Here is a 19,763-nt window from a genome sequence, read left to right on the forward strand (position 1 = left end):
CATTGGATTATTTTTTAAGCAGCGATCGCTTCTTGATAAACGATAAACAGACTCTTTTTCGCCCCACAAATTGGACAATACCAATCTTCTGGAATCTCAGCAAAAGGAGTTCCCGGAGCAATTCCCGAATCAGGATCGCCTACAGTAGGATCGTAAATCATCGAACATTGGCGACAAATCCATTTTTGCATAGCAGGATCTTCACTTGCAGCTTTGGGAACAGCAGCTTTCCCATCCAAAGCACCCAAAGCTTCGGTATATTGTTGCGCGTGATGTTGCTCAATGTGCGTTAACAAACCAAAATTTTTGGCTGCGGTGTGAAACATAGTAGCGTGTTCTTTAGATTCCGCTGTCTGTGCGTCAAATTCGGCGACTGCATCACTATCTTTATCAGCTTTTGCTTCAGCAGCAAAGCCGGGATACATGGTAGTGTATTCGTAAGTTTCGCCCTCAATAGCGAGTTCTAAACAACGAGCAGCGATCGCCTTTTTCTCCTCTTCACTCAGTTTAGCCGGATCGTCCACAATTAACTCAGGATGCAACAAACGAAAATGTGCAAAAGCGTGTTCCGTCTCTTGATTAGCTGTTTCTTTGAATAACTTTGAAAGTTCACTCATCCCCAATTTTCGAGTCACTTCCGCAAAAAACAAATACTTGCGATTTGCCATTGACTCGCCACCAAAAGCAGCTTCCAAATTTTTAGCAGTGTTCGACTGTGAAAGATCCATCCGTGTCTCCTCAAAATCCAAGAGGCTGTTCGTCAACTTTATCTTAAATCCGTAGGGTGCGTTAGCGCCAGCGTAACGTACCTTTTTTATATTTTCTAAAACAACTTCGCCACGCTAGGCTTAGTAACTTTCCCCATCGCATTCCGAGGTAACTCTTCAACCACCAAAATTTTACTAGGAACTTTATAAGTAGCCAATCGTTCTTTCGCCCAACTTCGGAGAGTTTCTAAACTTAGATCGCTCCCCGATTTTAATATCAAAGCCGCACAAACTCGCTCACCCCATTCAGCATCCTCCACTCCCACAACAGCACAATCTAAAATATCTGAATGAGTGCGTAAAATTTCCTCAATTTCCAAAGCCGAAACTTTATAACCGCCAGTTTTAATAATATCAACACTCATCCTTCCCAAAATCCGATAATTATCGTTTTCTACTACCGCAAAATCCCCCGTACAAAACCAACCATCACAAAAAGCTTTAACAGTAGCTTCTGGTTTTTGCCAATATTCCAGAAAAACAGTTGCGCCTCTAACTTGAATTTCTCCCGGAGTTCCCGAACTTACTAATTCCCCATTTTCATCTACTAATCTAACTTCCACTTGCGGCAAAGGTTTACCCACATATCCGGCAAATCTTTCCCCCTGCAAAGCGTTAGATAAAGCCATACCAATTTCGGTCATTCCGTAGCGTTCTAAGAGAAAATGACCGCTAATATTTTGCCATTTTTCTAATACTTGAACGGGTAAAGCTGCCGAGCCGGAAACCATTAATCGCATTTTAGCACAACCCTCAGAAATTCTTTTTTGTCGATCGCCATTACTCCCTTCCCAAGCTGCAATTAACTTAACATAAATCGTCGGTACAGCCATAAACAAAGTTAAGTCACCTTGACTAATGCGATCGCAAACAATCTCCGCATCAAACTTAGGTAAAATATGACATTCTGCGCCACTCCACAAAGCACAAGTAAGCACGTTAATAATGCCATGAATGTGATGTAAAGGTAAGACGTGCAAAATGCGATCGTCCTTTGTCCATCCCCAAGCAGAAATTAAACTTGTTACTTGCGCTTCAATATTTTTATGTGTAGTAACAACACCCTTGGGTTTTCCAGTTGTCCCGCTAGTATAAAGGATTAAAGCTCGTCTAGTAAGCTCAATTTTTGGCAACAAACTAACTTGTTCGGGCAGAGTTTCCGAAGTTAAAATAAATCTAATATTTTTCTCTTCAGCTATAGGACGCAATAGATTTTCAAAACTCGGATGTGCAATAATAATTGATGCACCCGAATCAGCAATTACATAATCTAACTCAGGTTTGGGATGCGAAACACACAAAGGTACAGCGATTCCTCCAGCACGCCAAATCCCCCATTGGGTAGCGACATATTGAAATCCCGAAGGTATGAGAAAAGCCACTCGCTGTTCTTGTAAATCTGTTATATTATCCAAAAGTTTAGTCGCAACTTTAGCCGAAATTTCGAGCAAATCCTGATAAGTAAAGGTTCCTTCAGTGGCGACAATTGCGGTTTTGGTTGGGTTTTGGTGGGCGCGATCGATCAATGGGAGATTCACGTTAGTTAGTCAGTTTATTCTGGTAACATAAAGAATAACATTGTGAGGCAAATTTTCATACTTGTCAGACTTGCTTGTTTACAATTGTAGACTTGTTGGACTAGATAACTCCATGCTTGATAAAAAGTTTTTCAAAAAAACTTGTAGTCAAGTCTTTACCAGTTTTTTCATTCAACTCAAACCCGCCAAAGCGATAAACTTCGTATTCTTGTAACCTTAACTTTCTATCCTGAGCAACCATCTCTGAATATTTTTGAGGACTAGCTTGATTGCCGTCTGCGTAATGATGCTTTCCATCTACTTCAATAACAACTCGTTCACTATTTGAGAATAGTATTAGAAAATCCATTCTTTGTCTTGGTAGCCGTTTTTTTCCTTTAACTCCTTCAAAGTTTTTGGGTCGTAGTGTAGATAGACTTGAGGAACTAAAGCTGGTAAAGCTTCTCCTAACTTTTCTCGGAAATGGCTAAAATACGTTTCAAATAATAAAATTTCCCCTGGAGAATCAGGAGCAAGTGATTTCTTTAGCCTAACAAATAGATTTTCTTCAGTCTTCTCTTCAGGAAATGGTAAATTATGTTGACTTGCCCACCATTTCACTATATCTGTCCACAATAAACCTCTTTGTAAAATAGGTAAGTCATACACCAGGCATTTATCAGCATTGCTAACAATTTCTATGGTGTTATCCAGTGCATCAGACAAAACCAATCCTGGTTTAAGGCCATCAGCAACAAATATAATGTTTTTAATAGTTAAACGCTTGGATGCACTGGTTTATTAGGCTTTTTCTTCGGAGGTAAGGTTACTGACTTCCTACCACTTTCAGCTTCTCTTTTGCGCCAGTCTGCAAACATAGCAGCTACATCATAATTAAATGATTTAGCATAATCTTCCCGAAATTTATGAATTTCCTCTAAAATTTCATTGGTCAACATTTCCATAGTCTCCCATTAATTCATAAGGTGTGCAAAAAGCTACTAACGTTTCTATTTTAGCGTAGTGATAGGTGCTACAAACTATGCGATCGCCACAACCTAAAATTAAGACAAAATTGAATTCAGATCCAAAACAAAACCAGGTAACACATCTTCACCAGAAAGAGTCGCCGGATTTTCTAAAATTTCTACTTCTTGATTTAGGCGATAAATTTCAACTTTTCCAGTCTCTAAATCAATTAACCAACCTAATCTAGTACCATTTTCTCGATACTCTTGCATTTTAGCGCGTAATCTTTTTAAGCAATCATCTGACGTGATAAATTCAACTACGAAATCAGGGCAAACAGGAGTAAAACTCTCCTTTTGTTCCGGTGTTAAAGCATCCCATTTTTCCCGCTTTAACCAAGAAGCATTAGGAGAACGAACAGCACCATTTGGTAGAGTGAAACCTGCGGAAGAAGCAAAGGCAACTCCCAAAGTTTCGTTACGATTCCACATTCCTAATTGATAAGTTAAATTGGCATTGCGGTTGCTGTTTATGCCGCCTAAAAGTGGTCTAATTACAATGCTTCTATCAGCATTACGTTCAAATCTAATTAGTTCGTGGCGCTGGCAAAGTTGAAAGAATTGTTCGTCTGTTAATTCGGCGATACCGTTTAGGTTTAGGGTAAAAGTGTACATATTTTTGAGAACTAATTTTGAAATTCCTTCTGCTGCAAACCTCTCACTTTTTCAACTAATCTTTCGGCGGATTTGGCGGGCACCAAAACAAGTTTTTACTAGTCACTCCCAAGGATTCAATAATTTCTCGCATGACATCTGTACAATACTTCCAATATCCCAAATCATCATACATTTTATCGGGATTGAACTCCAAATTATAATGCAATACATGAGGTATTCCGCCAAATTCATCGGAAGATTGCGGAGAAATTAGCAAAACTCGGAACGGTTTTTCTTGACATTTTGCGGTCAATTTATCCACCAAATCTAGCACGTAACCGCGATCGGTAATCCCTGTGCGAACAAACAATGCTTCGTCACATTTTTTAAGCGTATACCAAAAGCGTTGAGAACGGGCAGAATAACGCACTCGCATCCGTTCATAAACGGGAGACATATCATTTAATGGATCGTCTGTTTCTTCAACTTCATGGGCGAAAGATAAACCCGACCATTTGCCGTGATAGATTCTCCTTTCTTCATGATTGTAATGTAAAAACTGAGGATTCCACATATCAGAGAATCCATTTTCAATCATGTCTGCTACATCACCAAGGTTGGTACTTCTTGTTAAATCAAAGGGAAATGCTGGCCCGTCATATTCCATTTTGTACAATAACATTCTAGCAGCGCATCGATCGCCTAATGGCAGAATCGCTACTCGGCTAATATCTGTTAATTTACTCTTGTATTCAAAAATTACTGATGATTTAGCTGGTACTTTCACTCGATTTTCTAATCCATCTTTACCAATCATCATTGTCCGAAACGGTAAATCTGGTTCAAATAAATCTTCATAAACACCTTCTGGCATTTCTTTTAAGGCGCTGCGTACTTCTTTCCACATTGGGTGGATGTTATATTCATGGTCTGATTCGTTGATTACTCGAAGAGTAGTATCGCTTTCTTTTAATATTCCTAAAAGTCCGTCGTAATGTAAGACTTGGGAGACTTTTGGGGCAAATAAATGGAAAGCGGCGCTATACTCTACATCAGCACCAGGGGGAATATTGATGCTAGTTTCGATCGCCCCATCCTCCCGCACCCAAAAGTAAGGAACTATCCCTTTTTCTACCTTTTTGCTAATATAAATTCCCGGAATTAGTTCGGCTTTACTTTGAATATGCGCTTGTAGTTCTTCCCAGGAAGTTGCGATCGCATAACTATGTTTTGAAGTATTAATAATTCGCAAACTCTTCTCTTCTGGACAAGCAAACAGATGGAAACCTAAATTATCTCGATAAATTGGTAATTCCTGCTTTTGATTAGAGCGTTGTTTTAGTTGAGTTAATTTGTTTTTATCGATGTCGAATATGGGGAGATCGATCGCCTCAAACATCAATCGATGCCCTAAACTATTAGGATGAGCCACATCAGAAGAAATCCCAGCTTTCCAACGCCCCGCCCCATCATCGATCGCATCCAACCAATTTAACACGGGTACACCCCAACCTAGCATTCGATTGTGCGTATCTCGCAACAGCCAATTATGCTCGGAATAGTAATCCCCATTCGGGTATAATCCCGCTAAAATCGGCATTGCACCCAATTCCTTGGTCATTTTTACAAGTTGCTGCAATCCTCTTTCAAAACGGCGCTGTACCACCCGTCTTTGGTGAGGCGCACAATAAGCTAACCCTTCGTTACCTAAAGAAAGGGCAATAATCACGATATCCGGTTGTTCTGGTGCAACTACCAAAGGAAATCTATCAATGGTTGTGCTGACATTAGCACCAACTTCTGATACATTTACCAGAATGTGACCGTATTTTTCCTGTAATGCTTGGGACAAATGCCAAGCCCAACCCCGCAACAACCAGGAATTACAACCTAAAGCTACAGAACTGCCAATAACAGCGATTTTTAGACCTTTCTTTCCTTTAACGGCTGGGTTTTCGGCAATCGGTTCCTGAAAATATCCGTAGGGAAAAGGTTGCACCCAACCGAACCAGCCATCTTCTACAATAATTGTGGCTGGTGGTAGATTGGATTCAATCGGTATCCAACGATTATTTCCCCAAGCTTCCCATTGCACATTACCATTTGCGCTAATTCGCACATACTTATATTGAATATTTTGCTCATTGGGTGACTCTAAGGATGAAGGAATATCGATTTTAATTTCCGTCCACCATAATGGATAACTTTCGCTACTAGTATTTAGAGGTACGCACCTATTTATGTCCCACATTCCTAACTCAGGAGTCGAACCGACAAGTGCAATAAATTCTCCCCTTTGTGTTTGTGCCCTTACTTGAAATCGATACATACATTTCTCTTCTAATGCTTAAAAATACTATGCCAGACAATTTTAAATAATCAAAACGAAAATGCAAACTACATATCTATTTAAATAGAAGAGTTTACAAAGTTGATTTAAGGTTATCACAATTAGCGATCGATTTCTGTCTTGCAGCACACCAAAACAATTAGATCCCCGACTTCTTGAAGAAGTCAGGGATCTGGAAATTACCAACCCCATGTACCGGGGCCACCTTTAAAAGGCCCAACAATATCAGCAGTAATCCATCCGCCATAAAAATCACCTGCTTGGGGCGTAACTAACTCATCATTGACATAGCAAGCATCCATTAAATTAGCATTAAATCCATAGTATTCTTGAATTGACTCAAAATCAGGGGTAGGCTGAAAAACTCGCCAAACAGCATGATTTATATACTTATCACCAATGCTAACATCGTAATATTTCCAGTACCCTTTCCATTCACACAAACCTTTTGTAGATGTGGCAATCAGGTGTTCTAGTTTAATATCTTCTGGAGGGAAGTAGTAGGTAGGAGGATGGCTTGTTTCTAAGACTCTTTTGCCTTTGCTGGTTTCGGCTAAAATAATGCCATTACAAATTACCTTCAGATGTTTATTGGTATCTTCTAAGATTGCCGGACGAGGGTAATCCCAAACTGATTCTTGACCGGGTTTTGGTGGTATTGGATTGGGTCTCATGGTGAATGATTTCCTGATTTAATGAGGTTGGGCTATTGGTCGATCGCACTGTATAACATCTGCTAATGTTACCACTTGCGATAACAACGAGATGTAATTAGGTAAGGATGAAAAATTTCTAAAAATTTAGTTTGTAAAGTCTGAAAAAATCTTTCTATCAGTTGTTTATCGTCATGGTGAAAAGGAAATTCCTGATTAAACCCTTTGAAGAAATACCAATTAAGAATTATCTTTCCTTCATCAGTCAAAGCTTGATGAAACTTGAGTAACTGTTGTATTGGGTCTGGTAAATGTTCCAGCACATCAAAACAAACTATTGTGTCAAAACTTTCTGTATTGGGCATTTCTTCACATAAGATAATTTTGTTTTCTAACCCCAGTTGTTTAGCTCGATACTTTACAAAATCACGATTGATCGGATTAATATCGCAAAATACCACCTCTTTTACATCAGGACAAAGTGCTGCGCCGATCGCATGAGTACCAATTCCTCCACCAAAATCTAATACCCTACCTTGGGCATATTTAGCAATTAATAGTAATGTATTACCAATATAATCATGACTCGTTAAATGCCAAGCTCCTAGTTCAAACAAATAAGCATCCTTCACCCGGTCTTGATAGAAAGCTGTAGCTTGTTGCCAATCAAAATCTTTGTGACCTAACTCAGCCATCTGTTTTTGACTAGCTGCTAATTTACTTTCTAATGTTTTTACATCCAAATGTAAAAATTCCTGGAGATGCTGCTTTAAATTAAAAGCATCTTGCCAAAAGCTACTTAAAAATGATGGAATTGGTGGTGTCACTCTGTTTTTATACCTTTTTGTTACAAAATTTTAACTCAAGTATATAGTAGGTTTTAGCTATTACCTGCTTTATAGTTGAGTATAGTTTGAAAACCTTGTTAATTATAAACCAAATCATCAGGAGCCAAAATGTTTTTTACTCAATACGCCCCAGAAATTATCCTCCGCATGGGACAACATTTAATTTTAGTGGCGATCGCCATGACAGTAGCAACTGCGATCGGCATTCCTTTAGGCATCCTGATCGCACGCCAACCAAAAATTGCCCAACCAATTCTCGGTGTTGCCAACGCCATTCAAACCATCCCCAGTTTAGCAATTTTTGGCTTCCTAATTTCTGTACCATTTCTGGGAGGAATTGGCACAACTCCCGCCATTGTTGCTTTAACTTTGTACGCTTTACTTCCGCTAATTCGCAATACTTATATTGGCATTAATAGTGTCGATCCGGCAATTCGAGAAGCCGGAAGAGGCATGGGAATGACAGATAATGAATTGCTGTTTCAAGTAGAAATTCCTCTAGCTTTTGGTGTAATTTTAGCAGGAGTCAGGGTAGCCACAGTTATTTCTGTGGGAGTTGCGACTATTGCAGCTGCGATCGGTGCTGGCGGATTGGGAGTATTTATTTTTCGCGGTATTGCTTCAGTTAACAATCAGTTAATTTTAGCAGGGGCAATACCCGCTGCTTTTATCGCTTTAAGTGCAGATTTTTTCTTAGGTTGGGTAGAAAAGCAACTCACACAAAACAGACAAAAAAAAGGGAAATTTAATCGCCAAATTGCTGTTGCCTCTGGCATATTAATCTTAATGATACTGGGCTTATTTGTCTTTGCCAACCGACCAACAGCGCCGACAATTGCGATCGGGGCAAAGAATTTCACTGAACAATTTATTTTAGGAGAAATTCTGGCTCAACAAATTGAGTCTCATACCAATTTAAAGGTCGATCGACGCTTCAATTTAGGAGGAACTTTCATCGTTCATGAAGCTGTAAAAGCAGGTAAAATTGCCGGATATGTGGAATACACAGGAACAGCATTGACAGCTATTTTAAAACAAGAGCCAATCAAGAACCCGGAAATTGTCTATCAAAAAGTCAAGCAAGAGTACGACAAAAAATTCAACTTAGAAGTCTTGCAGTCTTTAGGATTTAACAGCACCTACGCTATGATTATTCGCGGAGAAGATGCTAGACGTTTAAAAATCAAAACTCTTTCCGAAGCTGCCAAATATACTCCCCAATGGCAAGCTGGATTTTGGTATGAATTTCTGGAAAGAAAAGACGGTTATGAAGGGTTAGTTAAGACTTATGGCTTCAAATTTACCAAACCTCCAAAACAAATGGAATTAGGATTAATGTATCAAGCTTTAAAAGAAAAGCAAGTAGATTTTATTGCTGCAAATGCTACAGATGGCTTGATTCCTATGCTGGATTTAGTAATTTTGGAAGATGACAAAAAGTATTTCCCTCCATATTACCCTATCCCAGTTTTTAATCAAGCAACGCTGCAAAAATATCCTGAATTGCGAGAAGTAATCAATGAATTAGCTGGGTTAATTACAACTAAAGAAATGCAAAAAATGAATTATCAAGTAGATAAGCAATCTCGTCCAGTTGGAGAAGTTGCCCGTGAGTGGCTGAAATCTAAAAAACTTTAATCTTAGCCTGACCTAAAATGAAAACGAAGTTCGGATCAAGCCAACCCAAATCGGTGGATTTGCAGCGTTATGTTCGGGATTTGTAACTACCAAAAATCCCGGAATGATAAAAATTCTGTCGGTTACAGGGTAGCGATAAGATAATTCAAAATGCAAAGAAGTATCCCGATCTTCCCGTCCAAAAACATCATTACTTATCACTCTCGGAGGCATACCAAAAACAAAACTTAATTGCGAACTTGTTTTACCTAAATCTGCTAAAAATGCCGTCAGTGCCCAACTCCAAATCTCGGCTTGAGCACCCCGAAAACCATTTAACCCACTCACGCTGGGAGAAGCTTCCGCTTTAGCATTAAAGTAGCTAACCCAACCACCTAATATCAGTTTAGGACTGATTTTGTAAGTAAATTGTAAGCCAAAAGCATTGGAGGAAGTTGCTGTACTTGTACCGAAAGGAAATTGACCGAATACACTACCTTTACTTCCCGTTATATTATTAGTTATTCCAGGTTCGGGTGCATAATAATGACCGTAGGTAAAAGCAAATCCAAATTGCTCGGTTGGGGTATAACTTATTTGACTCAAAACAGTGTACTGACCCTTAAATAGCCCTTCGCTTACATTGCTAAGGGAATCGCTTAAATAACTGATACCTCCCGCTAATTTGTCAGTAAAATTGTAGTAAATTACTCCCCCACCACCAAAGGCAAAAGAATAAATCGGACTTTCTGCGCCAAAATTTGATATGGAACTAACTGGATTAAAAGCTGGGAAAATCCTTGTAGGAAAGTCGGCAATAGGAGCGATCGCTATCACCCCCCTTTTCCCCAATGGAAATTGATAAAACAACGTCCCTAAACGAATATTATTACCAGTGTTTATTGTCAGCAAACGAGACATTTCTGTGCCAGTAACACCCCGACCAAAATTATTAGTATTTCCAGCTACCAGTTGAGTTCGCAATCTATCTTTGCCAGTAAAACTAGTATCAAAATTCAGTACTACTGCTCCTGATAATGTGACTTCATCATCTAACTTTTCCCTAGAGCGAATCCCTGGAGAAACTGCTTTTCTGTCACCAAAAGTACTAATTAAACCAAAATTTGCTGAACCTCGTAAAACTGTAGTCGGACTAAATTGATGTCCTTCAATAAAAGCTACTCGCTGTTCTACGTTGTCTATTTTGGCAGTAATATTCTTCAGTTCTGTAGCGAATTCTGCTTGCAATCTTTCGATAACTAGCAAGTCTTCTTTTTGGGGAAATTGATTGTTAAAACTTTCAATTAAACGCCTAATACTGGTTAAGCAAGCATTTAAACCTGCGGCAAATTCGTAGCGAGTCATCGCTCGATTACCATTGAAATTTCTGCCAGGAGAACCGCTGATACAGCGATATTTTTCGATTAAACTTTGTAATGCTTGATAAGCCCAATGACCGGGAGTTACATCTAATAACTGATTCACATTAGTAATCGTTTCATCCAAATCATCCAAAACCGGAGGAGGTCCACTGTATAGTTTTTCAATTTTTTCAATGGTAGTTTCTTCTTCAGATTCAGGATTATAAGTTACTAATGGTAATCCCCCTGAATTACTTAAAGATGCTTCTTCGATCGGATTTGAATTGAGATTTGTTTGTCCTATAACTGGCGATAATATTAGTAAATTACCACCCAGAATTGCTGAGGTAAGAGAGAAGGATAAATTTAAGTTTTTCATGATGGTTTTGACAGATACATCCTCACACCTAAAACCGCTGTGAAACTTCGCGGTGAATATTGTCAAAAACTAGAAGTTTAATAAGGTCGAATTGACATTTGAGTTTTTACAGCTTCGATCGCCCTTTGCGCCACATCTTCAGGAATTCTGGTATACTCTAACTGCTCATTAAACTCTTGACCTTTAGTTAAAATCCAAGTCAACAAATTTTGCGTTGCCTTCATCGTATCTGGGTTAAGATACTTTTTAGACACCAACAACCAAGTTAAACTCACTAAAGGATAACCCTCTTCTGGATCTTGGATATCTTCAGTAGTGAAATCCTCATTAAATTTGACATTTGCTAAAGCTTTCTTGGTTTCTGCTAAAGTTGGTTGAACGTAACGACCTTTCCGGTTTTCAATACTAGCAACAGAGAGATCGTTGGCAATAGCAAAGCTACTTTGAACATAACCGATCGCACCATCAATTCGGCGCACTTCTCCCGCTATTCCCCCATCTTCAGGAAAAGCAGAATATACCTGAAATCCCCAATTTGGATTTCTACTAGCTGGGATTTTTCCCTTAGTAATTTTGTGAAGATATTTACTCAGAATAAAACTAGTAGCACAGTTGCCAGAACAAACTACCACTTGAATTCTTTGATTAGGAAAGCTAGAATCAATCTGTTGCCAATTGTTAATTTGACCTGTGAAGATTTGCGCCAGTTGTTCGCGAGATAATTTAACTTGTTTGGACACATTTTTCAGGTTATAAACAATAGCTAATGCACCTCCACCTGTGGGCACCATTAACAAACCATCTTCCATTTGATTTTGCTCAATAGGAGTGGGAATTAAACTACTTCCGCCAAAATCGATCGACTTTCTCGCAAATAACCGAATCCCACCACCACTGCCAATAGTTGTGTATTTAAACCTTTCTCCGGTTTGTTGTTCGTACTCTTTGCTATAACGTTGATAAAGAGGTTCGGCAAAAGAATCACCACCGCCTCTAAGTTGCGCCCAAACAGCATTACTCGTCAAAGACATTGTGGTTATTGTTAATGTGGCAATTAATTTTTTCTGCCAGCCATTAATACTCAAATTCTTCATAACTTATTGTCCCTGATCTGCGTAGTTTGACTTTTAACTTATTAACGTAGTCTGCGATTAATGATGACTTTACTAGCATCAGGAGTAACTTCTAACCAAAAATCCGGGATGACAAATTGATAGTACAATTCTCCCAGTCGCACGCTCCGCCAAGTACTAGCAATGGGAGCATTTGGTACCCATACTTTCAGAGCTTTGGTGACAGTTTCAGGAACCGCACTAGGATCTATTTGTTCGTCAATTTGAAGAATATTGCCATCAGCAGTAACTTGAACTTCAACTTCAAAACCTTGTTGGTTTTTCCCTCTGATTTTGTAGAACAGGGAACCATCTGATTTTAGTTCAGTTCTGGCTAAGTTAAAGGTAGCACCTGAAACTGTTTTTGCGGAAGCCATTGCCGGAAGGGGTACTTCTTCTAAGGGAATTTGTCGTTCTATTCCTGCTAAATTTTGAGCAATTATGAGATTTTCTCTCTCAATTTTTGTTTGAGCTTGAACATTACAGGGATAGATAGAAAAAGCAGAAATTGTTATACCTGTAATGATTAATATGCTTTGCCAAGTCTTTGTGTGGAACATCATAGTTTTTTAGTTGGTTGGTGTTTTTTTGGGTAAGCTGTTACGCATTTAAAAGTCATATTGTAGGGTGCGTCAGATTTAGATATTTTCCTTTCTATATAAGGCTTTACCGTCTGACGCACCCTACTCTTTAATAAGTGATTTAAATGCGTAACAGCTTAGTGCGATCGAACAATCCATTTTTAGAACTTATCTTTGAGTTGAGCAAACAGAGCATCAGGAATTGCGTGTTCCTTTAAATACACAAAATTGTACTTTTGTTCGATGTTTTGCCAATCTATAGAACTGTCTGAGAGAATTTCTTGCCTAAACATTTCCAATGCTTTACCAGATAATCCTTTTTCCAAACATCTTTTCATAAATAAACGGCTTTCGTCAATTTCGCCAATACATTCAAAGGGTGTATGAACTGATAAACCTACCATTTCTCGAAATGTCGGTAGTAAATCTTCATCATCAAACAAGTTTGTTTGAAATACTGCATCTACTCGATCGGGTTGACAAAAAGCCATTAACCCTAACCAAACATAAGCACATTTTGGGCATTTTTTACACCAAGGTTTTTGGATGTTACAGGAATGAATTTGGGGAATGACTTCGGGATATTTGCTTAAGTTTTGAAAGATGCGGAAGTCATAAATGGGTTGTAAAATGCTGAAATATTTAAAATTAGATAACAAATTTTCTCGAACAAATCGATCTAAAATCTGTTCTGCTTCCAGACTTTTACCCCATTGATGATTAACTTCTCTGCCAATTTCTGACCAAAATAAGTTACCTGTATTAGCACTTTTTTCATGAGCCAAACATAAATAATTGTATCCTCCAGCTAACATCAAAAATAAAGATTCAAAAATAGAAACGGGGGTTTCTGGGGCGGTGATTCCTGAATTTTCTGGGAAATATAACTGGAGAAAGGGAAAGTCTATAAAATCATCAAAAATTGAGATTTTATGCTTTTTAACTGGCTGGACATTTTCTAGTACTTGACTGATTAATTTGTGTTGCAAGTCGGCTTTACCATAAACACTATGAGAATATTGCATGGAAGCAAAAGGAAGATCCGCTTCTTGCAACATTTTCATGGCTACAATACTATCTTTACCACCCCCACAACCTGTGAGAATAGTCTGATTATCTCCAAAAATTTGCTCTGGATTGCTTTCTCCTAAATCTGCGGAATAGATAATTTCGGGCTGTTGGTAATCTGTGACATTATTTTCGTACCAATGTTGCCCAAATACGCCTTGGTAGATTTTGACAAATAAATCTAAAACTGGTTTTTCCAGATGTTGAGAAATGTTTGAGATATCGTAATATTTGGGAAATAAGGAACATAGTTTCATGCCTTCAAATAAGGCAATATGGGCAGCAATGCGTTCTATTAATTGTTGAGAATATTTTTCTTGCAGTGCTGAAAACGAGATATCATGATAAAAAACTTTTGTGGCAAATTTGAATTTATCCGCACCATAGATAATTTCTAGATGATGTTCATGAATTGCCAAATCATCTATTTTAATTACTTCAATTTTCATTACTGATTGTGTAAGTAACCTTTGTTCGTTATTTTAAGGGTTAATGGCTCAGATATTTATTAAAATTTGTTTAATAAATACAGATCCCCGACTTCTTCAAGAAGTCGGGGATCTAAGACATAATTAACTGGCAACAGCTAGTTTTGTTAGTCCACCATGATAGTTAATTAATTTGGATTCAGCTTTGCCGATTTGAGCTAACCGAAATTGCCACTCAGAAATCTCTTCATAGCTGAGTTGGTGGGTGTCACAACAGGGTGTCCATAAACCACCAACAATTGAGGGATCGTCAAAGCGCAATAAACCAGATTTGCGGATGGTTTCGCCTTGGGGTGTTCCGGGTATGGGAGAAATGGAATAGGATGCGACTTGAAATTCTAAGTCTGGGTTAATTTCTCTGAGTTGTTGATGGAGTTCTAAAATTGCTTCTTCAAGACGAAGTAAACTGTCGTGGTTGTCATCAGGAAATCCAATGATAAAACCATAGATAATTACGGGAAGTCCGACTCGAACGATCGCTCGCATCATCTCACAATGTTGTTGCCAAGGAAGAAGTTTGGCGTAAGATTCTCTGCCAAAAACCGGACGTTCGGCGGGAATATAACCGAGAAAACCGCCAACTTTGCCATCCCATCCCCAAAGTGCTTCGATTAATTCTTCGTCAGGTGTCAAGTCTGTACTATCGTAGTTGCGTCCTCTGCCTAAAGTGGCTTTTCTCAGTTCTAAACCATTGGGCCACAACAGAGGCATTCCCATTTCTCTTGCGCCTTTGGTAATTTGCAGAACTTCTTCTCGTCCGTTGGGAAACAAGACTCGACCGAGAAATTGATCGGACCCCATAACCGTACATTTTGCCCCAGCTTCTTTCTGACGCGCAATCCATTTCAGAGTAGTTTCTGGTGTCATGCGGCGATAGCCTGATGTGTAGGTTGGGGTTTGGCAAAAGTCACATTTGCGATCGCACCCGATGTCAGGATAGACTGAGCCGATCGGTACAAGTTCTTCCACAAAAGGTTCTTCGGAATATTCTTGACCCAAACATTGTCTTGCTACTTCTACTGATGGTAGTGCCCACTCATCTGGACTCATGGCTTTGGTGCGGGTAGGATGATAACGACCATCTGCCAAAATTACACCTGTGAGATTTTCGCGTGGGGTTTTTCCTAACACATAGTCGAAAATGGGCCAATTAGCGGCACCAGATTTATCAATTACGATCGCTGTTGCACCTGCTTTTAGGTAATGCTGAGGTTCAGCAATGGCATCAGAACCACCGACGACAACGGGTTTGCCTTTGCTGGCTAAATGTGCGATCGTCATACAAGTAACTTGGCGTTCTTGGGTGTAGTTAACTGTCACTCCCCAAGCATCATAAGCTTCTGGATCTAAATCAAAAATTCTCCCTCCAACATAAGCTTTCGTCAGATTCATGCCTTTCCAAGTTACTTCTCCGAAAGGTTCTCGACAATCGCCATCTTTGAGATTAACCAATTGTGCATCAAAACCACCCGCTTGCAGATCCGCCATTAAAACCTGCTTACTGAGCAAAGTATTCTTTCTGTATAATGCCGTCCAATTATGTCCTTCTTCGTCATACAATCCCAGCGCAGGTACTTCTACTAGTCCAATTGTCGAAGCCTTTTTTGATGATGATGTCATGAAAATCTCCTAAAAAAGTAAGGAAAAACATGAAATATTTGTACAACTATAAAATAAACTTGAGAAATAGGGAAGCATGAGTTTTCACCTATTAGTTACGCATTTAAATCACTGATTAACGAGTAGGGTGCGTCAGACAGTAAAGCCTTATATAGAAAGGAAAATATCTAAATCTGACGCACCCTACAATATTACTTTTAAATGTGTAACAGCCGATCGCTTCAAAAATACTAATTGCTGACGATCGCGCCTACCGTTACAGTTAAATCGGAAAATGTCAATGAGTAATTTTTACCAATTGTTAATGTAGATTAAAATGGCAAATTAATCTTCGCTACTTTCCCTAGAAGCAGGAAGCAGAATACCTTCCCGCAACAAGGTATCCATAAAATTCTTTCGCAGAATGCGCTGGATCTGAAGATGTTTACCTGGCTTCACTTTGGTTAGAGTTCGTAGCAATAAGTTAGATTCGCCTAGACTTTCTATACCATCTATTTGTGTGGGTTCGAGTACATCTGGATAATCTGTGTTTAATTGTTGTCCTATTTCTTCTATTACTTGATAGATATGAACCAAATTAGAGTTAGAAGGTACGGCAACTTCGACTACGGCAAAAATGTATTGTTTGGAGTAATTGGTAATTGATCTAAACCAACGGTGAAATAAATTAAGTATCGGGACTTAAAAATGTTTTAACTCCCGTTAATTCTATCGACAAAATACGTTACCTCCGTAAAATTAGTAGCTCGTGGTTGCAGCTTTTTAACACACTCATTCTTTCCTTGAAAACTTCTTGCCACATCTTTAGGACACAATAATTTTTGATGGGATTGTAATACAAATCATTATCTTCGACTCTGAGAACTACAGCAAAAATACCACCTGGTTTAAGAATCCGAATCAGTTCCTCAAAGCTTTCTAAAGGAACTTGATTGCGAGTAAAAACGCCTGTTGATACTAAAGCGTTAAACGTATTATCTGCAAAAGAAAGAGTGTTACCCAACTCTTCTAGATGCAAAGCATTGTATATCCCCTGGTCTTTTAATAGGTCTAAAGACTTTTGGCTAATATCCAGTCCTTGGAGATTTTTAAAGCCGTAAGAATTGAGTTCTCGACCTAATAATCCTGTACCACACCCTATATCTAAAATTAAAGCATCTTTCTTTAAATAGGATCTGAGGGTGTAAGCAATATGGTTGAGTAAAACCGTCCAGCCGTTATCGTAATGTTCCTGGTCGTAAAATAATACCCAATTATCGTATTTTCCCCTCACTTCTTCGAGGTTTTCAAAGTAATCTGTTAATCCATTTCGATAATCTTGCTCATCATCTTTTTTCAAGATTTTATACAGAACATCTTTGATAATATAGCCGATTAAATTGAGGTCGTCGAAATTAAAAGATGATGGCAATCTCAGATCGCAAGCCGAAGAAATAATCGATTCGGTTTTTTCTAGGCTGGGTGTTTCCGTAAATGAGTATTGCCAGTTTTTGTAATAACGAGAATTATCGTCTCTGCCAAAAATCTGGATCGCCACACCCCTCTCGCTAGTTTGTTGTACAAATTGATCTACCTGTTCTGAAGTTAATCCCAAAAGATTAAATTGCAAACTGTCAGGCGCACGTTTCACTTTTGACAAAGGAGAGGGAATATAAATATTTCTGACAGAACTGAGAATTTCTGCTAACCGATCGTACTTTTGTATACCTTGAAATATCTTGTCTTCTAAAAATTCTATTTGAGGTCTTAAGACAGCAGCAGTTAAGTTACTCATTCGCAAACTAAAATTAGGAACATGAGGCTTAAGTTTTTCAAATAAATTATCATCATCAGGACGAGCCAGATGTTTCTTGTACAATTTTTCGTAAGAACCCGATCCTAGAATACAATAGGCAGCAAATTGTGGATTATCAGTGGCAATTAAACCCCCTTCACCAGAGTTGAGTAATTTATAACTTTGGGTACTAAAGCAAGCAATTTCTCCATGATGTCCTACTAAGTTTCCATCCCATTTTGCACCTAGACTATGAGCGCAATCTTCTATTAAATAAATTCCCGCGTTGTCACAAATATTCTTGACAGCATCTAAATCGGAAATATGTCCTCTCATGTGAGACAAAACAAAGAACTTTGCTTCTGGATGAGCTTCTACTTTAAGTTTTAAATCTTCAATATCAATTCCATATTCAGAGTTACACTCCACGTAGATCGGAACTCCACCAGCATGAACAATACTACTAGGAACTGCTGTGAAGGTAAAAGAATTAGTCAATACTTTGTTTCCAGCTTTGACCCCTGTTGCTTTCAGGGCTAAAAAGAGCGCACTTCCACAGGAGTTAACTGCAATAACATAGTTATGTTTTGTGTAGAGACTAAATTCATATTCCAGTTTGGCTACTTCAGTTGCTAGTTCCTCATCTCCATCTTTTAACTCATAAGGCTGGCTAGAATTACTCAAATCATCTGAAAAATTATAGCGATAAAGTCTTCCTTTTTGCATCAATTTTATTGCTTGCTCAATACCTGCTTGAGGAATTTGGTCGGGGGTTTTGAAACTCTTATTAAATTTAATTACTGATTGTTGTTCTTGTTTTGATGCGATCGGGTTAAATTTCATTTTTGATTACCCCTAGTCGATAATTTTCCCATGACTTAAAAATAGTATGATGCTATTTCCGCAAAAGGAACATTCCAGAATTCCAACTTTTTAATGTCTGAATAATCGACAAAATAGAGTATAGTTGGGGAACTATCGCCGATAATCTCATCATGTCGATCTCTAGGATCTGTGAAAGCCAACCTGACTCTGCTCCTGTTGTCGTGACGGGCCAATTCGACGATATTGATGTTTGGGCCGAAGCCATCAAACATTTGAATGTTACTGGCAACCAGTTAACCTCTGGTCAGTTTGTGGGGAGAGTTAATTTGGCAGACTTGGAGAGCGTGAAGTTTACTGACGTTACCTATAATCAAGCGATGAGAATAAAGGGGTTAAAAAATCCTCATCTCCTGGCATTTACGATCGCACTTCAAGGCAATCAGACACAGGTACTGTCTCATGGTTGTCCGATCAAAAAACACGACCTATTTGGTTTCGAGCCAACGAGAGAAATTGATATGACGGCAGGGAAAGACGCTCACATAGTCGTCGCCAACGTTAATTTGACAGTTTTCCAGTCCCTAGCCGAGCAAATGGGATACCATGACTTAGGGCAAAAGTTTCTCCAGCAAAATTCACTCCATTTCCATCCCGCTTCATTTCGCCATCTCAGAGCTTATTATCAGCAAGTCTCTCAAATGTTTATTCATCAACCATCATTATTAATGGAGTCGCTAGCCCAATCCCACATCGTCGAAAATTTCTTGCCGTTGCTGATGGATACGATTGGAGCAGGTATCCGACAAAAAAAGCCGATCATAAAAACTTTACGCCGTTACCCGCTCGTGAAAAAAGCCGAAGAAATTGCCCAATCTTATATTGACAAACCCTTAACCCTTAAACAATTGTGCGACGCATTGGAAACTAGCAGTAGCGCCTTATGTTATGGATTTCAAGACATTTTTGGCATGAGTCCAATGGCCTATATCAAGATTCAACGACTCAATGGGGTACGTCGCGCTTTAAAAAATGCTGACCCTGAGACAACAATGGTGATGCAGGTGGCTCATAAGTGGGGATTTTGGAGTTCAGGGCATTTTGCCAGAGATTACCAACAAATGTTCGGTGAATTGCCATCAGAAACGCTGCGACAACAGTCTTAAATCAGAACAAACTAA

General features: G+C 38.8%; 16 protein-coding genes and 2 pseudogenes. 2 read left to right on the forward strand and 16 right to left on the reverse strand.

Annotated features, from left to right (window positions below; genetic code table 11):
• Positions 1 to 14: 14 nt before the first annotated feature.
• The 9 genes and pseudogenes from ACE1B6_RS17745 to ACE1B6_RS17785 all read right to left on the reverse strand — a co-directional run bounded on the left by ACE1B6_RS17745 (position 15) and on the right by ACE1B6_RS17785 (position 7,739).
• Positions 15 to 728 carry a rubrerythrin family protein gene (locus ACE1B6_RS17745; RefSeq protein WP_413258585.1) on the reverse strand — a complete coding sequence of 238 codons (714 nt, stop codon included), beginning with the start codon at positions 726 to 728 and terminating at the stop codon, positions 15 to 17.
• Positions 729 to 823: 95 nt separating this feature from the next.
• Complete coding sequence (locus ACE1B6_RS17750; RefSeq protein WP_413258586.1) at positions 824 to 2,305, reverse strand: acyl-CoA synthetase; 1,482 nt, start codon at positions 2,303 to 2,305, stop codon at positions 824 to 826.
• Positions 2,306 to 2,405: 100 nt separating this feature from the next.
• A pseudogene (locus tag ACE1B6_RS17755) lies at positions 2,406 to 2,702 on the reverse strand (hypothetical protein); the annotation flags it as partial.
• Positions 2,642 to 3,010, reverse strand: coding sequence for a hypothetical protein (locus ACE1B6_RS17760; protein ID WP_413258587.1), 369 nt, complete (start codon positions 3,008 to 3,010; stop codon positions 2,642 to 2,644). The pseudogene ACE1B6_RS17755 and the gene ACE1B6_RS17760, both read right to left, overlap by 61 nt.
• Positions 3,011 to 3,060: 50 nt before the next feature.
• The gene (locus tag ACE1B6_RS17765) at positions 3,061 to 3,243 is read right to left on the reverse strand and encodes a hypothetical protein (RefSeq protein ID WP_413258588.1); all 183 of its coding nucleotides are present in this window, start codon (positions 3,241 to 3,243) and stop codon (positions 3,061 to 3,063) included.
• 105 nt (positions 3,244 to 3,348) lie between these two features.
• Complete coding sequence (locus ACE1B6_RS17770) at positions 3,349 to 3,927, reverse strand: Uma2 family endonuclease (RefSeq protein ID WP_413258589.1); 579 nt, start codon at positions 3,925 to 3,927, stop codon at positions 3,349 to 3,351.
• A 55-nt stretch (positions 3,928 to 3,982) separates the two neighbouring features.
• Positions 3,983 to 6,238: a DUF1796 family putative cysteine peptidase gene (locus ACE1B6_RS17775; protein ID WP_413258590.1), complete on the reverse strand. Its 2,256-nt coding sequence runs from the start codon at positions 6,236 to 6,238 to the stop codon at positions 3,983 to 3,985.
• 200 nt (positions 6,239 to 6,438) lie between these two features.
• Positions 6,439 to 6,933, reverse strand: coding sequence for a DUF427 domain-containing protein (locus ACE1B6_RS17780; RefSeq protein WP_413258591.1), 495 nt, complete (start codon positions 6,931 to 6,933; stop codon positions 6,439 to 6,441).
• 68 nt (positions 6,934 to 7,001) lie between these two features.
• Positions 7,002 to 7,739 carry a class I SAM-dependent methyltransferase gene (locus ACE1B6_RS17785; RefSeq protein WP_413258592.1) on the reverse strand — a complete coding sequence of 246 codons (738 nt, stop codon included), beginning with the start codon at positions 7,737 to 7,739 and terminating at the stop codon, positions 7,002 to 7,004.
• A gap of 129 nt (positions 7,740 to 7,868) precedes the next feature.
• Here ACE1B6_RS17785 and ACE1B6_RS17790 point away from each other — a divergent pair, with 129 nt between their 5' ends.
• The gene (locus ACE1B6_RS17790; RefSeq protein WP_413258593.1) at positions 7,869 to 9,398 is read left to right on the forward strand and encodes a glycine betaine ABC transporter substrate-binding protein; all 1,530 of its coding nucleotides are present in this window, start codon (positions 7,869 to 7,871) and stop codon (positions 9,396 to 9,398) included.
• A gap of 12 nt (positions 9,399 to 9,410) precedes the next feature.
• Here the strand turns inward: ACE1B6_RS17790 and ACE1B6_RS17795 are convergent, their stop codons facing one another.
• From ACE1B6_RS17795 to ACE1B6_RS17825, 7 genes and pseudogenes are all read right to left on the reverse strand, one after another.
• Positions 9,411 to 11,117 carry an iron uptake porin gene (locus tag ACE1B6_RS17795; RefSeq protein WP_413258594.1) on the reverse strand — a complete coding sequence of 569 codons (1,707 nt, stop codon included), beginning with the start codon at positions 11,115 to 11,117 and terminating at the stop codon, positions 9,411 to 9,413.
• A gap of 77 nt (positions 11,118 to 11,194) precedes the next feature.
• Positions 11,195 to 12,211: a phosphate ABC transporter substrate-binding protein PstS gene (pstS, locus tag ACE1B6_RS17800; protein WP_413258595.1), complete on the reverse strand. Its 1,017-nt coding sequence runs from the start codon at positions 12,209 to 12,211 to the stop codon at positions 11,195 to 11,197.
• 41 nt (positions 12,212 to 12,252) lie between these two features.
• On the reverse strand, positions 12,253 to 12,792 hold the full coding sequence (locus ACE1B6_RS17805) for a hypothetical protein (RefSeq protein ID WP_413258596.1): 540 nt from the start codon (positions 12,790 to 12,792) through the stop codon (positions 12,253 to 12,255).
• A 179-nt stretch (positions 12,793 to 12,971) separates the two neighbouring features.
• Positions 12,972 to 14,327 carry a hypothetical protein gene (locus ACE1B6_RS17810; RefSeq protein WP_413258597.1) on the reverse strand — a complete coding sequence of 452 codons (1,356 nt, stop codon included), beginning with the start codon at positions 14,325 to 14,327 and terminating at the stop codon, positions 12,972 to 12,974.
• Between the two features lie 123 nt (positions 14,328 to 14,450).
• Positions 14,451 to 15,986, reverse strand: coding sequence for a radical SAM protein (locus ACE1B6_RS17815; protein WP_413258598.1), 1,536 nt, complete (start codon positions 15,984 to 15,986; stop codon positions 14,451 to 14,453).
• A gap of 324 nt (positions 15,987 to 16,310) precedes the next feature.
• A pseudogene (locus tag ACE1B6_RS17820) lies at positions 16,311 to 16,631 on the reverse strand (mechanosensitive ion channel family protein); the annotation flags it as partial.
• Positions 16,632 to 16,710: 79 nt separating this feature from the next.
• Complete coding sequence (locus ACE1B6_RS17825; RefSeq protein WP_413258599.1) at positions 16,711 to 18,603, reverse strand: aminotransferase class I/II-fold pyridoxal phosphate-dependent enzyme; 1,893 nt, start codon at positions 18,601 to 18,603, stop codon at positions 16,711 to 16,713.
• A 152-nt stretch (positions 18,604 to 18,755) separates the two neighbouring features.
• Here ACE1B6_RS17825 and ACE1B6_RS17830 point away from each other — a divergent pair, with 152 nt between their 5' ends.
• Positions 18,756 to 19,748 (forward strand): helix-turn-helix domain-containing protein, encoded by a 993-nt coding sequence (locus ACE1B6_RS17830; protein ID WP_413258600.1) that lies wholly within the window; start codon positions 18,756 to 18,758, stop codon positions 19,746 to 19,748.
• Positions 19,749 to 19,763 lie beyond the last annotated feature (15 nt).

Source organism: Floridaenema fluviatile BLCC-F154 (assembly GCF_041929135.1).
Classification (GTDB): domain Bacteria; phylum Cyanobacteriota; class Cyanobacteriia; order Cyanobacteriales; family Aerosakkonemataceae; genus Floridanema; species Floridanema fluviatile.

Bases quoted from the DNA above. Each gene is read 5' to 3' on its own strand.
- ACE1B6_RS17745 (WP_413258585.1), bottom strand. From the start codon at position 728: ATGGATCTTTCACAGTCGAACACTGCTAAAAATTTGGAAGCTGCTTTT.
- ACE1B6_RS17765 (WP_413258588.1), bottom strand. From the start codon at position 3,243: ATGTTGACCAATGAAATTTTAGAGGAAATTCATAAATTTCGGGAAGAT.
- ACE1B6_RS17770 (WP_413258589.1), bottom strand. From the start codon at position 3,927: ATGTACACTTTTACCCTAAACCTAAACGGTATCGCCGAATTAACAGAC.
- ACE1B6_RS17775 (WP_413258590.1), bottom strand. From the start codon at position 6,238: ATGTATCGATTTCAAGTAAGGGCACAAACACAAAGGGGAGAATTTATT.
- ACE1B6_RS17780 (WP_413258591.1), bottom strand. From the start codon at position 6,933: ATGAGACCCAATCCAATACCACCAAAACCCGGTCAAGAATCAGTTTGG.
- ACE1B6_RS17790 (WP_413258593.1), top strand. From the start codon at position 7,869: ATGTTTTTTACTCAATACGCCCCAGAAATTATCCTCCGCATGGGACAA.
- ACE1B6_RS17795 (WP_413258594.1), bottom strand. From the start codon at position 11,117: ATGAAAAACTTAAATTTATCCTTCTCTCTTACCTCAGCAATTCTGGGT.
- pstS (WP_413258595.1), bottom strand. From the start codon at position 12,211: ATGAAGAATTTGAGTATTAATGGCTGGCAGAAAAAATTAATTGCCACA.
- ACE1B6_RS17805 (WP_413258596.1), bottom strand. From the start codon at position 12,792: ATGATGTTCCACACAAAGACTTGGCAAAGCATATTAATCATTACAGGT.
- ACE1B6_RS17810 (WP_413258597.1), bottom strand. From the start codon at position 14,327: ATGAAAATTGAAGTAATTAAAATAGATGATTTGGCAATTCATGAACAT.
- ACE1B6_RS17815 (WP_413258598.1), bottom strand. From the start codon at position 15,986: ATGACATCATCATCAAAAAAGGCTTCGACAATTGGACTAGTAGAAGTA.
- ACE1B6_RS17825 (WP_413258599.1), bottom strand. From the start codon at position 18,603: ATGAAATTTAACCCGATCGCATCAAAACAAGAACAACAATCAGTAATT.
- ACE1B6_RS17830 (WP_413258600.1), top strand. From the start codon at position 18,756: ATGTCGATCTCTAGGATCTGTGAAAGCCAACCTGACTCTGCTCCTGTT.